Here is a 13,080-nt window from a genome sequence, read left to right on the forward strand (position 1 = left end):
CAATCGCGGCATGACGCCCGCGGTTCCCCTTTGGCGGCAGCTTCAGGCTGCCGCTTCCGTCCTGATGGCCGTGCGAGCGGGCGAATCGGCCACGCCCGCCGTCGCGCGCGTGTATCCGGACCTGCGCGCCGGGGCGCAGGCGCTCTCGTTCCACGCGCTGCGGCAGATGGGCCGCGCCGAAGCGATCCGCAAGAAGCTCGCGAACCGCCCGCCGCCGCCGCCCGCCGATGCGCTGCTGTTGACGGCCATCGGCCTCGCGTGGGATGCGAACGCAGCGCCCTATGAGCCCTTCACGCTCGTCGACCAGGCCGTCGAAGCCGCGAAGCGCGACCCCGCGACGAAGGCGCAGGCGAACTTCATCAATGCCTGCCTGCGGCGCCTGCTGCGCGAGCGCGAGCAATTCGTCACCGAGACCGACAAGGACCCCGTCGCCGTGTGGAACCATCCGCGCTGGTGGATCGAGCGGACGAAGCAGGACCATCCGTCGAAGTGGCAGGCGATCCTGACCAACAACAACGTGAGCGCGCCCATGACCCTGCGCGTGAACGCGAGGCGGGCAACGCGCGAAGCGGTGCAGGCGGCGTTCGCCGCGGAAGGCATCGCGTCCGAGCCCGTGGACGAACACGGCCTCGTGCTCGCGCAGGCGCGTCACGTCGAAGCCATCCCCGGCTTCAAGGAGGGACTCGTGTCCGTGCAGGATGCCGGTGCGCAGCTCGCCGCGTCGCTGCTGGCGAAAAGCCTCGGGGACACGCCGAGCCCCCGCGTCCTCGATGCGTGCGCCGCCCCCGGCGGCAAGACGGCGCACATCCTCGAACTCATCGACGCCGACCTGCTCGCGCTCGACGTCGACCCGACGCGCTGCGAGCGCATCGGGGACACACTGAAGCGACTGGACCTCCATGCCGGGGTTCGCTGCGCCGACGCGGCCGAGCCGTCGAATTGGTGGGACGGCCGCCCGTTCGACGCCATCCTGCTCGACGCGCCCTGCACGGCATCGGGTATCGTGCGTCGTCATCCGGACGTGCGATGGCTGCGCCGCGAAGCGGACATCCAGCGCCTGGCAGTGCAGCAGGACCGGCTGCTCGGGGCGCTGTGGCCCTTGCTGCGGCCGGGCGGAGTGCTCGTCTATTGCACGTGCTCGGTGTTCCGGGCCGAGGGCGAAGCCCGCATCGCAACGTTTGTTGCGCACAACAAAGAGGCTCATTTGGAGGCCTCGCCCGGCCATTTGCTGCCGCAAGGCGCAGGCAAGGGCGAGCCGCTTGGGGACAATCTGGACGGTGACCACGACGGTTTCCATTACGCGGTGCTTCGCAAGCGTGCGGCCTAGGCTCGCCGCGTGGGTGCGCTTCGCCCTGCTCATCCTGGCCTGCGCCGTCGCGGCCGTCGCCGGCCCCGTGCGCGCCGAGCTGGCCGACGTGACGATGTTGCGCGCGGAGCGCACCGACGAGGGCGTGGTTCTGTCGGCCACGCTGCGCTTCGACCTTCCCACGGTGATCGAGGATGCGCTCGCCAAGGGCATCCCGATGTTCTTCGTGGCCGGGGCCGCGCTGCAGCGCGAGCGCTGGTACTGGTACGACCGCCAGGTCGCGCAGACCGTGCGTCACTTCCGGCTGTCCTACCAGCCGCTCACGCGGCGCTGGCGGCTGCAGGTGTCGGCCGCGCCCATCGGATCGTCCGGCCTGTCGCTCGGCCAGAACTTCGACACGCGCGAGGAAGCGGTGGCGGCGATGCAGCGCATTTCCAACTGGAAGATCGCGGAATCCACCGACGTCGACCCGGACAGCAAGCACCTCGTGCAGTTCCGCTTCCGGCTCGACGTATCGCAACTGCCGCGGCCGTTCCAGATCGGCGCGGTGGGCCAGTCGGAGTGGCAGATCTCGGTGGCACGCAGCGTTCGCCTGCCCACCGAAGCCGCGCGCTGAGGTCGACGACGTGACGACCCTGCCGCCGCCGCGCTCGCTCTTCCAGACCTCGCGTGCGCTGCGCTGGGCGATGGGCGTCGGCGCGGCGATCATCGTTGCCATCGGCATCGTGCTCATGTTCCTGCTCACGCAGGCCACCAACAACCGCGAGTTGTACGAGCAGAACTACGGCCGGCTTTTCATCGTCAACGTGGTCGTGGCCGCGATCCTGCTCGCGGTGCTGGTGTGGGTGTGCTTCCGACTGGCGTCGCGCCTGCGGCGCAAGAAGTTCGGCAGCCGGCTGCTCGTGAAGCTCGCGGCCATCTTCGCGCTCGTCGGCCTCATTCCCGGACTGCTCATCTACGTCGTGTCGTACCAGTTCGTCTCGCGCTCCATCGAAAGCTGGTTCGACGTGAAGGTCGAAGGCGCGCTCGACGCGGGCCTGAGCCTGGGCCGCACGACCTTCGACACGCTCACCACCGACTTCTCGAAGCAGACGCGCGCGGCCGCGAGCCAGCTGGCCGAAACGCCCGATGCCTCCGCCGGCCTCGTGCTCGAGCGGTTGCGCGAGCAACTCTCGGCCACCGACGTCGTGCTGTGGAACGGCTCGGGCCAGATGATCGCGAGCGCGGGCCAGTCGCGTTACCAGCTCGTGGCCGAGCGGCCATCCCCGCAGCAGTTGCGCAACACGCGCACGCAGCGCGCGACCGCCACGATCGAAGGGCTCGACGAACCGTCCACCGGCGGGGCGGCCAGCCAGGCGCGCATCCGCGCGCTTGCGCTCGTGCCGCAGCCGAGCATCGGGCTGCTGGCCGAGACGCGCTACCTGCAGGCCACGCAGCCCCTGCCGCAGGGGCTCGTTGCGAACGCGGTGGCCGTGCAGGAGGCGAACCGCGAATACCAGGAGCGCGCGCTGGGCCGCGAGGGCCTGCGGCGCATGTACATCGGCACCTTGACCCTGAGCCTGTTCCTGGCCGTGTTCGGCGCGATCCTGCTGGCCGTGATTCTCGGCAACCAGCTCGCGCGGCCCTTGCTGCTGCTCGCCGCCGGCGTGCGCGAAGTGGCGGCCGGCGACCTCTCGCCCAAGCCCGTGCTGCAGGGCAAGGACGAGCTGGGGGGGCTGACGCGATCGTTCGCCGAGATGACGCAACAGCTCGCCGACGCGCGGGCCGCGGTCGAGAAAAGCATGGACCAGGTGAGCGCCGCGCGCGCCAACCTGCAGACCATCCTGGACAACCTCACCGCCGGCGTCATCGTGCTCGACGGCGAAGGCCGCGTGCAGCTCACCAACCCCGGTGCCACGCGCATCCTGCGGGCGCCGCTGGCCGCGCACGAGGGCGACCTGCTGTCGTCCGTCGACGGGCTCGAGACCTTCGGCGCGGCGGTGCAGCAGCAGTTCGACGAATTCATGAATGAGCGCCGGCAGCACTCGGGCGTGGACCACTGGCAGCAATCGTTCGAGCTCAACACCGCCTCGCCCGGCTCGCAGGCGAACATCGTCACGCTCGTGGCCCGGGGCGCGGAGATGATGCCGGGTCGCTCGCGCCTGCTCGTCTTCGACGACATCTCCGAGATCGTCTCCGCGCAGCGCGCGCAGGCGTGGGGCGAGGTCGCGCGGCGGCTCGCGCACGAGATCAAGAATCCGCTCACGCCCATCCAGCTGTCGGCCGAGCGGCTCGAAATGAAGCTCTCGGGCAAGCTGACCGGCGCCGACCAGGCGCTGCTCGGCAAGTCCGTCCACACCATCGTCGACCAGGTCGATGCGATGAAGCGCCTCGTCAACGAGTTCCGCGACTACGCGCGGCTGCCCGCGGCGGAACTGAAGGCGGTGGACCTGAACGCGCTGGTGACCGACGTGCTGCACCTCTACACCCGCGAGGGCGATGCGGAGCGCGGCGCCGCGCACGTGCCCGTGGTGGCCGAGCTCGACGCGGCATGCCCGCCCATCCTCGGCGACCCGCAGCAGCTGCGGCAGGTGATCCACAACCTGCTGCAGAACGCGCAGGACGCGACCGAGGGGTGCGAGCGGCGCGAAGTGACGATCAAGACGAAGCTGAACGCGACGTCGAAGCGCGTGCGCCTGCTGGTGCAGGACACGGGGCCGGGCTTCCCGCCGCACATCCTGAAGCGGGCGTTCGAGCCCTACGTCACGACGAAATTGAAAGGCACGGGCCTGGGCCTCGCCGTCGTGAAAAAAATCGCGGACGAGCACGCGGCGCGCGTCGACCTGAAGAATCGGGAAGACGGCGGCGTCATCGTGGGCGCCCAAGTGTCGTTATCATTCGCAGTTGCAGGTTAACAACAGCGCGCATGGCAAACATTCTGGTGGTGGACGACGAGCTAGGCATCCGGGATCTGTTGTCGGAGATCCTGAACGACGAAGGTCACACCATCGACCTGGCGGAGAACGCCGCCCAGGCGCGTGCGGCCCGATTGCGAACGCGGCCCGACCTCGTGCTGCTCGACATCTGGATGCCCGACACCGACGGCGTGACGCTGCTGAAGGAATGGTCGACGGCCGGCCTGCTGTCGATGCCCGTGATCATGATGAGCGGCCACGCCACGATCGAGACGGCGGTGGAAGCCACGAAGATCGGCGCGCACTCGTTCCTGGAAAAGCCGATCACGATGCAGAAGCTGCTGAAGGCGGTGGAAGCGGGCCTGTCGCGCACCCCCATCGGCGCGGTGTCGCTGCTGCGCAAGCCCGTGGGCGTGGTGATGTCGGGCCTGCCTGCAAAGCCGGTCGAGCTGACGGTCGAGGCGGCGATGACCGGCGGCCAGACGATCCCCGCGCCGGTGGAGATGGGCCCGCAGGCGCGCCAGGTGTTCGAGCTCGACAAGCCGCTGCGCGACGCGCGGGACGAGTTCGAGAAGAGCTACTTCGAGTTCCACCTGGCGAAGGAGGGCGGCTCGATGACGCGGGTGGCCGAAAAGACGGGGCTGGAACGCACGCACCTGTACCGCAAGCTCAAGCAGCTTGGGGTTGATCTGTCGCGGGGCAAGCGCGGGTCTGCCGCCTGATATAATTCGCCCTCCAGGCCCGGTAGCTCAGTTGGTAGAGCAGCGGATTGAAAATCCGCGTGTCGGTGGTTCGATTCCGCCCCAGGCCACCACCTTTGAAACCCGCATGAAACTTAGCGCTCATGCGGGTTTTCTCGTTTTCGGCGGGTGCGATCGCTTCGCAAATCCGTGTGCAATTTGCTGCACACGCCGAGTCCCCACCCCCGGTGATTCAGGGGGAGACGTCCCGCGGGCTGTCCGCGATCTCAGCTGCGGGCGGGGTCTGGTAGCGGCGGCTCGCCCCCTCGTGTGCCATCGCCGCCGAGCAGTTGCTGCGTTGCCTGGATTCGCTCCGTCCAGATCTTCTGGATGAACGGGTCGCTCACCGCGTAAATACCGTGGCCTTGGCGCATGATCAGGTTGGCCTCGATCATCTTGTCGGCGGTCAGCTGGACGTCCCGCGCCACTACCGGTTGGCCCGTTAGTTCTGAGTAGGCGGCCAAAGCTTCTGCGCCGAATAGGCCCGTGGTGCGCCCCCGGGCGATGCGGTCGAAGATCGCCTTGCCTAGCTCGCCAAAGTTCTCGATGGCCGCCAGTTCCACGTCGCCCGCGGCATCGGCGAGTGTCTGGCAAATGATCTTGAAGGCCCCAGCCACGTCGTTGTCGACGATCTGCACCCGCTGCAGCTGCAGCAGCGCCTTGGTGAACTCCTCCGGCCGATTGCCCATCGCTCGGAAGCCTTGGACGGCCGCATCCAGATTCGGAACCACGACCCGGGCGTCGTGCGAGGCGACCCGCTCAAGTTGCCACTCCACGAAGTCTCGATCGAGTACCCGGAAGTCCACGGCGACGGCGCCGGCGAAGGGCTGAGTTCTTCGGATAGCCATGTCGGACACAAGCGATTTGTGCGAGCCGGTGCCTACGAACAGGAAGTGCCCTGGCATGTCGGGGTCGGCGTTGATGCGGTCGCGCGCGGCCTTCAGCGCGTGCATCAGGTTGATGCCGCTGTCGGAGAGCATCGCCTGTTGCACCTCGTCGACGATAAGCACCACGTCAACCTGCAGCTTCCGCACAACCTCAGCGAACGCCTGGGCGAGCGTCACGCCATCGGTGGCTCCCAGGCTATCGAGCTGAAAGCCAAACTTGAAGCCTGCGGCGCCGACGTCGAGTCCCTTGAGCCGCTTCAACTGCGCGAGGATCCCCGAGGCCGGGTTTTCGACGGCCTGCAGCGCATTGCGCACGGCCTCGTGAACCAACGTCGACGGGTCTTTGGACTTGTCGGCCCAGAGGTCAACGTAGATCGGCAAGGCGCCCGCCCCGCGAAGCGCGGGGATCAAATCCTGGCGCACGAACGTCGTCTTACCCACTCGGCGGATGCCAGAGAGGAACACGCCCGATCGCAGCTGCTCTTTGAGCACCGTCGGCTTGAGTAAGTCTTGGACGATTTCCTGGGCGTATTGCTGACGATGGAAGATCTCTTCAACTGGCATCGATTACTCCCGTTTATCTGGTTCGTGTAATTATCGGCGATGGGTAAAATCCTGTAAATCAACTGCCGTCGCCTTGAGTATCTTGCGCGCCGTCGGCGGACGGCGGGGGTAAAACCTCTTCAACTGGCGTCGATTACCCCGGCTTATCTGGTTGGTGTAATTACCGGTAACGGGTAAATCCATGTAAACAATCCGTTGTTTGCTGAGGTTCCGGGCTCACCAGGCACGGATGGTCGATCTGCTCTGGGCGATTGCCCATCGCTAGAGCAAAGCCCCCTTTCGCTTGGTCGAAGGTGAGGAGGTCGTTTCCACTTTGCCCGTTCGGTCCCCGCTATCGCACTTTTCGCAGTCCTGTGCAATCCGCCTGCACACGAGCCACGAGACTGCGGCGATCTTGCTCAGCATGCCGGTGGTGATCTGGCCGTAAGCTTCGATCATGTCGCCGAGCAATGGAACGTTCTTGCCGTATTTTTCCATCGCCGTTCCCAGTGCATACAGGTTCGCGGCCAACTGACCCTGTTCGGACTGGTAAGACTGGTACTGCCGCCGAAAGGTCTCCATGGCCTCGTAGGCATCGAACGCATCGGTGACGACACTGGCCTTGCTGTGGAATTCATCCAGGGCCCGCTTGGAGCGCTTGATCTGCGATCGGGACTTCTCGATCGTCTCCCGAAGGGCGCTGCGCTGATCTTCAGTCAGCATCTTCTTCGTGTCCGCCAGATTCAGCCGGCGCTCCAGCTCCTCCAGCCCGTCGAGGGCGGAACCGAGTTTTCCGGACGCGTCCTCGGCGCTCGACTTGATGGCCGCGAATTCCTTGCCCGCCTGTTCGATCACGGCCTGAGGGTCGGCGTCGGCGGCGCGCAAGGTGGAAGCGCCAAGGGCCAGGAGAAGGAGTCCGGCCCAAAAGAAAAAGCGTTTCATCCGACCATGCTAGGCCCGCCCCAATGGCTTCCGGTTGATGCGGCTCAATGGGAAGGCCGAGACCCGTCGGCCCCGAGGAAAAAGATTCGATATACTTCGAAATATGGAAGAAAAATCGGCCGTCGCCTCCCTGGCTGCCTTGGCCCAGCCCGTGCGTTTGCGAGTATTCCGCGCACTCGTCGGCGCCGGCACCGAGGGCATGAACCCGGGCGCGCTTGCTGTCTTGCTGGATGTCGCCCCTTCCACGCTCTCCTTCCACCTGAAGGAGCTGACGCATTCGGGCCTGGTGCTGCAGGAGCGCGATGGCCGCAATCTCATCTATCGGGCGGCGCTGGAGCAGATGAACGACCTGATGGACTACCTGGCTGCGCACTGCTGCCTGGGCGCGGGCTGCGACGAGCTGTCCGCGGCGAAGAATTGCAGGACCTGCTGACAGGGCTGACCGTGAGTGCAACAGACATCGCAGCGGGCGCAGCCGCGTCCTCCCGACCGGCCATCGGCTTCTTCGAGCGGTACCTGACGATCTGGGTCGCCCTGTGCATCGTGGCCGGCGTCACCCTCGGTCAGCGGCTCCCCGATCTCTTCCACGGCATCGCCGCTCTGGAGGTCGCCAAGGTGAACCTCCCCGTGGGTGTGCTGATCTGGATCATGATCATTCCGATGCTCCTGAAGATCGACTTCGGGGCACTCGGCCAGGTGAAGTCGCACGTGCGGGGCATCGGTGTCACGCTCTTCATCAATTGGGCCGTCAAGCCGTTCTCGATGGCGCTGCTCGGATGGATCTTCATCCGCCACGTCTTTGCGCCCTACCTCCCCGCCGAACAGATCGACAGCTACATCGCAGGGCTCATCCTGCTCGCGGCTGCGCCCTGCACCGCGATGGTGTTCGTCTGGTCGCAGCTGTGCAAAGGTGACCCGTATTTCACGCTGTCCCAGGTCGCGCTGAACGACGCCATCATGGTCGTGGCCTTCGCACCGATCGTGGCGCTGTTGCTGGGGCTTTCGTCGATCACGGTGCCCTGGGACACCCTGCTCACCTCGGTGGGCCTCTACATCGTCGTGCCCGTGGTGATCGCGCAGGTCTGGCGCAAGGCCCTGCTTCGCAAGGGCGTGAAGCATTTCGAGGCCGCCGTCGCGAAGCTCGGCCCCCTCTCGATCTCGGCGCTGCTGCTGACGCTGGTGCTGCTGTTCGCCTTCCAGGGCGAAGCCATCATCGAGCAGCCGCTGGTGATTGCACTGCTGGCGGTTCCCATCCTGGTCCAGGTGATCCTGAACTCCGGGCTGGCGTACGGGTTGAACCGTCGCATGGGCGTGCAGCACTGCGTGGCGGGTCCTTCGGCGCTCATAGGCGCGAGCAACTTCTTCGAACTGGCGGTCGCCACCGCGATCAGCCTCTTCGGTTTCCAGTCGGGGGCCGCGTTGGCAACCGTGGTCGGGGTTCTGATCGAGGTTCCGGTGATGCTCGCCGTGGTGGCGATCGTGAATCGGTCCCAGGGCTGGTACGAGAGCGGCATGCATGCCGCGCGAGGTTGACCCAATGACGCAAATCACCATCTTCCACAACCCGGACTGCGGCACCAGCCGGAACACGCTCGCCCTCATCCGCCACGCCGGCATCGAGCCGCAGGTCGTCGAGTACCTGAAGACACCGCCTTCCACGGCACAGATCCGCGAACTCCTCGCGGAAATGAACATGCCGGTCAGGGAGCTGCTGAGGGAAAAGGGCACCCCCTTTGCCGAACTCGGCCTGGCGGACCCGAAGTGGACCGACGACCAGTTGCTGGATTTCGTCCGGCAGCATCCGATCCTGATGAACCGGCCGGTCGTCCGGACACCGCTGGGCACCAGACTGTGTCGACCGTCCGAGGCGGTCCTGGAACTGCTGCCGGTGGCGAAGCTGCCGCCCTTCACGAAGGAAGATGGCGAAGTCGTCCAGGACAACGGGGTGCGCCGTGCTTGAAGCCGATTCGACTTTTCCCGCGCTGCGCACCGATCTGTTCGATGTCCCGACGCAGGACCGGCTGCACGTCCCGGTTCTCTCGCAACATCGCCCTCGCTTCCTCCTACTGTATGGATCCTTGCGTGAACGCTCGTACAGTCGCCTCCTTACGTTCGAGGCCGCACGCCTGCTGGAAGCGATGGGAGGCGAGACCAGGATCTTCGACCCCACGGGGCTCCCGCTGGCTGACGGTGCGCCGGACACGCACCCCAAGGTTCAGGAGTTGCGCAGCCTCGCCGCGTGGGCGGAGGGCATGGTGTGGTGCTCACCGGAGCGCCATGGCGCCATGACGGGCGCAATGAAGACGCAGATCGACTGGATCCCGCTGTCCGTGGGCGCAGTGCGCCCGACGCAGGGCAAGACGCTCGCGGTCATGCAGGTTTCGGGTGGGTCCCAGAGCTTCAATGCCGTGAACCAGATGCGCGTGCTCGGGCGCTGGATGCGCATGATCACCATCCCGAACCAGTCCAGTGTGGCCAAGGCCTTCGCCGAATTCACGGAGGAGGGCCGGATGAAGCCGTCGGCCTTCTACGACCGCGTGGTGGACGTGATGGAGGAGTTGTTCAAATTCACGCTGCTCACGCGCGATGTCAGCGCGTACCTGGTGGACCGCTACAGCGAGCGCAAGGAGAGTGCCCAGGAACTCTCGAAACGCGTCAACCAGCGCACGATTTGATCTGGAGCATTCGCATGGACGACTCGCCCTTTTCCTGTGTGGCCTGAAGCGCCATGCCCAAGCTCGAATTCGAAGTCACGGCGCGCCGCCTGAGCGCACACGCCAGCGAGGCCCGCTGCAAGCAGGCGCTCATTCCGCTCGATACCGACATGGCCGGGAATCCGGAGGCCTTCAATCCGGCGGAGCTGCTGCTGGCCGCGCTTTCGGCCTGCATCATCAAGGGCATCGAGCGGGTCACGCCGATGCTCAAGTTCCAGCTGCGCGGACTGGACGTGCATGTGCATGGTGTTCGCCAGGACGTGCCACCGCGCATGGAATCCATCACCTACGAGATCGTGGTCGACACCGACGAGGAAGATCGCCGCCTGGACCTGCTGCACGACAACGTCAGGAAGTTCGGCACGGTCTTCAACACGGTCGCCCCGGGCACCGAACTCGTGGGCACCCTGCGCCGCAAGCGGGTGGGCGAGTAGGGAGCCCGCCCGCCGCGCTACTTCAACGGCTCCGGATCGATCACCCAATCCGCCGGCGACAGATACCGCCCCGTCGCCATGGCCAGACTCGACCAGATCGGCAGGTAGTGCGCCGGCATGATGTCCATGCCGGTCGCCATGATGCTCGACGAACCCAGCGTCAGCGGGAACTTCACCTCCGGGTTGTCCTTCTTGTACGCCTTGACCTGGTCCGAGGTCCGCCCGTGCGCCTTCTCCAGCCGGATGATCTCCGCCTGACGCTCCTCGTACAGCCTGTTGGCCACTTCCGATTCCGAGGCCAGCGCTTCGCCGGTGGTGAACAAGGGCATGTCGATGCCGCCGCCGTGCGATTCGAACGTGCGCGCGAAACCGCCTTGCTGCATCGCCTGCCGCACGTCCTTGCGCTTCACGCCTTCCCTCAGCTGCAGGTGCGTCTGCCCCGACAACTTCGTGTACTGCTGCATCGTCTCCGGCAGCACCGATGCCAGCGGCTTCGTCGCGGCGATGCGGGGATGAAGCCGCCCCGTGTATTCGTCGGGCAGGCCGAGCACGTGGCCGAACTCATGCACCATCACGATGTAGTTCGTCTCGGCCTCGCGCACGGTGTCCGGCGGGGAGTCGACGAAGATCAGGCATCCGCTCAGCGACAGGCTGGTGCGCGTGAAGTCCTTGTAGTGCCCCTGCAGCGCCTTCAGCGCGGCCGTCTTCTGCACGGGCGTCAGCTTGGTGATGCTGACGAACACGTCGTCGCTGTTGGGCACGTTGGACTTCAGCCAGTTGCGCACGGCGTCGGCGCGCGACTTGGCGCGGCCCGAGATGGCGAAGCCGCTGGTGCTGCCGTAGATGTAGACCTTGAGCCCCTTCACGTCGGGCTTGACGATGGAGGAGAGGCTGCGCGCCAGCCGTCCGAGCTTGGCCACTTCGGTCTGCTGCAGCGCGTGCGAGTTGCGCGCGAATTCGATCACGCCGCAGTTCGAGAGGGTCACCGCTTCGCGCATCATGCGCTCGCGCATGTTGAAGATGTTCTCCTGCAGCTTCTGCGCGTACTTCGGCACGATCCCCATGCTGTCGACGTCGATGGTCGGCGGCACCTTCGACCATGCGACGCCGCCGCCTTGCGAGCGCGCGCCCGTGGGTAGCCGCTTCGCGTCGAGCTGGAAATGGGCCTGCGAGACGTCGGACGTGTCGACGACCGTCACGACGACTTTCGCACTCAGGTCCGTCCAGCCTTCGCGCACGCACTTGATCTTGTAGCGGCCGCTCCAGGACTCGTTGACCACCCGGAGGGTCTCGGCCTTGTAGGCTTCCTGCGACTGCGTGTCCCACCGGAGGGCTTCGGCGGTGTCGCTGACGGGCGAGATGAAATTGAACTTCACCCGAGCGGTGATCCTGTACTCCATCGACGCCGGGTCATACACCGCGTCGAACAGCCCGATGCCGGTGGGCGCGACGAAGTCCTTGACGCTCAGTCGGCCCGCGGCGCCTTCGCGCAGGAACATCGCCTTGTCGGTGGTCTGGCGGATGCCCCGGTTCTTGAATGCGAGCTCCAGCGCCTCGCGGTTTTCCTTGAAACCCATACTGCATGTCTCCCTGGCGAGGCATGCTAACGGCGGCGGGGACGATTCGGGAATCCCGGCATTCAGCTTTCTGTCAACATTGGGCCGCCTCCCCGTTACACCTGAAAACTAATGTCGAGCACACAATCACCCCAATGACCGCCGACAAGAGCCATGAGCAACCGCACCCCGATCGGCGCGACCTCGATGCGTTCGAGAGCGCGCTCTCGGGTGGCCTGCAGTCCGCCATTTTCCATCTCAACAGGCTGACCCCCCATCGGTTCACGGGCGTGTTCCGGTTCGACGGCGAAATGCTCCGCAGCGTGGCCTTGGTCGACAAGTGGGCCCCCGACGTCACACGAGGCGACGACCTGCCGATCGCCAACGCCTACTGCGCTCACCTGCACTCCACCGGCCAGCCCCTGGAGGTCCACGACGGCGCGAGCGATCCGCGTACGGGGTGGATGCGGGACGCGCCGTTCCGCTCCTACAGCGGGGCGGTGATCTATGCGCCGGACGGCTCGCTCTGGGGTGCCTTGTGCCACTTCGACGAAAAGCCGTGCGACGAAGCCACGTCCAGCCTTCCCCTGCTGCTTTCGGCGGCGGGCCGGCTCTATCCGTGCGCGGCCGACGTCGCCGCGTGAGCCCACGCCGGGTCGAACTCGAGACGACCTGCCTTCAGCCCCGTCCCGCCCCGCCGCCGCGCGGCAACTTCTCGAGCGCGCTGGCAGCGCCATCCAGGAACACGTCGATCTTCGAGATCACGATGTCGTTCACGTCGGCCGGCAGCCGCTCGTGCATGCGGCGCAGCCCCACGTAATAGATGCTCCCGTGCAGCGTCTGCACGAGTTCGAGGTCGCGCGCGCTGACGCGAGGCCTCGACTCGCCGAGCAGTTCGTGCCGCAGCGCGCGCGCGATGCGGGGAAGAATCTCCGCGTTCAGCATCTCGGTGTATTTCGCGTTCAGGTGGTCGCTGCCCACAAGGCGAGCCCAGCTGGACAGTCGCAGGAACTTCGGGTTCAGCAGCGCGCGCGTGTAGTCGACGTAGAAGCAGACCAGCCGCT

General features: G+C 66.1%; 14 protein-coding genes and 1 tRNA gene. 11 read left to right on the forward strand and 4 right to left on the reverse strand.

What is annotated here, in order from left to right:
• The first annotated feature begins 10 nt into the window (after window positions 1-10).
• The 5 genes from rsmB to AB7E83_RS24990 all read left to right on the forward strand — a co-directional run bounded on the left by rsmB (window position 11) and on the right by AB7E83_RS24990 (window position 5,014).
• Window positions 11-1,327, forward strand: a complete 1,317-nt coding sequence (gene rsmB, locus AB7E83_RS24970; protein WP_428573637.1) for a 16S rRNA (cytosine(967)-C(5))-methyltransferase RsmB — start codon at window positions 11-13, stop codon at window positions 1,325-1,327.
• Window positions 1,317-1,922: a DUF4390 domain-containing protein gene (locus AB7E83_RS24975; protein WP_428573639.1), complete on the forward strand. Its 606-nt coding sequence runs from the start codon at window positions 1,317-1,319 to the stop codon at window positions 1,920-1,922. Before rsmB ends, AB7E83_RS24975 begins: the two co-directional genes overlap by 11 nt.
• 70 nt (window positions 1,923-1,992) lie before the next feature.
• Entirely contained in the window at window positions 1,993-4,200 is a 2,208-nt protein-coding gene (locus AB7E83_RS24980) for an ATP-binding protein (protein WP_428573663.1), read from the forward strand.
• Between the two features lie 11 nt (window positions 4,201-4,211).
• Complete coding sequence (locus tag AB7E83_RS24985) at window positions 4,212-4,922, forward strand: response regulator (RefSeq protein WP_428573641.1); 711 nt, start codon at window positions 4,212-4,214, stop codon at window positions 4,920-4,922.
• A 16-nt stretch (window positions 4,923-4,938) separates the two neighbouring features.
• Window positions 4,939-5,014: transfer RNA gene (locus AB7E83_RS24990), tRNA-Phe, on the forward strand.
• Window positions 5,015-5,167: 153 nt separating this feature from the next.
• Here the strand turns inward: AB7E83_RS24990 and AB7E83_RS24995 are convergent.
• Together AB7E83_RS24995 and AB7E83_RS25000 are read right to left on the reverse strand one after the other, a co-directional pair.
• Window positions 5,168-6,391 carry an ATP-binding protein gene (locus AB7E83_RS24995; protein ID WP_428573643.1) on the reverse strand — a complete coding sequence of 408 codons (1,224 nt, stop codon included), beginning with the start codon at window positions 6,389-6,391 and terminating at the stop codon, window positions 5,168-5,170.
• Window positions 6,392-6,652: 261 nt separating this feature from the next.
• Window positions 6,653-7,312, reverse strand: coding sequence for a hypothetical protein (locus AB7E83_RS25000; RefSeq protein WP_428573645.1), 660 nt, complete (start codon window positions 7,310-7,312; stop codon window positions 6,653-6,655).
• A gap of 103 nt (window positions 7,313-7,415) precedes the next feature.
• Between AB7E83_RS25000 and AB7E83_RS25005 the strand changes: the two genes are divergently transcribed.
• Genes AB7E83_RS25005 through AB7E83_RS25025 form a run of 5 tightly spaced genes read left to right on the forward strand, consistent with a single transcriptional unit; the run spans window position 7,416 to window position 10,460 of the window.
• On the forward strand, window positions 7,416-7,745 hold the full coding sequence (locus AB7E83_RS25005) for an ArsR/SmtB family transcription factor (RefSeq protein WP_428573647.1): 330 nt from the start codon (window positions 7,416-7,418) through the stop codon (window positions 7,743-7,745).
• Between the two features lie 11 nt (window positions 7,746-7,756).
• Window positions 7,757-8,845 (forward strand): ACR3 family arsenite efflux transporter, encoded by a 1,089-nt coding sequence (gene arsB, locus AB7E83_RS25010; protein WP_428573649.1) that lies wholly within the window; start codon window positions 7,757-7,759, stop codon window positions 8,843-8,845.
• 4 nt (window positions 8,846-8,849) lie between these two features.
• On the forward strand, window positions 8,850-9,272 hold the full coding sequence (gene arsC / locus AB7E83_RS25015; protein ID WP_428573651.1) for an arsenate reductase (glutaredoxin): 423 nt from the start codon (window positions 8,850-8,852) through the stop codon (window positions 9,270-9,272).
• Window positions 9,265-9,987 (forward strand): arsenical resistance protein ArsH, encoded by a 723-nt coding sequence (gene arsH / locus AB7E83_RS25020; RefSeq protein ID WP_428573653.1) that lies wholly within the window; start codon window positions 9,265-9,267, stop codon window positions 9,985-9,987. The genes arsC and arsH overlap by 8 nt, the downstream gene beginning before the upstream one ends.
• Before the next feature lie 53 nt (window positions 9,988-10,040).
• The gene (locus AB7E83_RS25025) at window positions 10,041-10,460 is read left to right on the forward strand and encodes an OsmC family protein (protein WP_428573655.1); all 420 of its coding nucleotides are present in this window, start codon (window positions 10,041-10,043) and stop codon (window positions 10,458-10,460) included.
• A 17-nt stretch (window positions 10,461-10,477) separates the two neighbouring features.
• Here AB7E83_RS25025 and AB7E83_RS25030 read toward each other — a convergent pair whose 3' ends face one another.
• The gene (locus AB7E83_RS25030; protein WP_428573657.1) at window positions 10,478-12,037 is read right to left on the reverse strand and encodes a hypothetical protein; all 1,560 of its coding nucleotides are present in this window, start codon (window positions 12,035-12,037) and stop codon (window positions 10,478-10,480) included.
• A 134-nt stretch (window positions 12,038-12,171) separates the two neighbouring features.
• Here AB7E83_RS25030 and AB7E83_RS25035 point away from each other — a divergent pair, with 134 nt between their 5' ends.
• Complete coding sequence (locus tag AB7E83_RS25035; protein ID WP_428573659.1) at window positions 12,172-12,660, forward strand: GAF domain-containing protein; 489 nt, start codon at window positions 12,172-12,174, stop codon at window positions 12,658-12,660.
• Between the two features lie 34 nt (window positions 12,661-12,694).
• Here AB7E83_RS25035 and AB7E83_RS25040 read toward each other — a convergent pair.
• Window positions 12,695-13,080, reverse strand: a 386-nt coding sequence (locus tag AB7E83_RS25040) for a hypothetical protein (RefSeq protein ID WP_428573661.1), incomplete at its 5' end; no start/stop codon positions are given.

The sequence above is a fragment of the Ramlibacter sp. genome (assembly GCF_050250995.1).
Taxonomy (GTDB): domain Bacteria; phylum Pseudomonadota; class Gammaproteobacteria; order Burkholderiales; family Burkholderiaceae_C; genus Ramlibacter.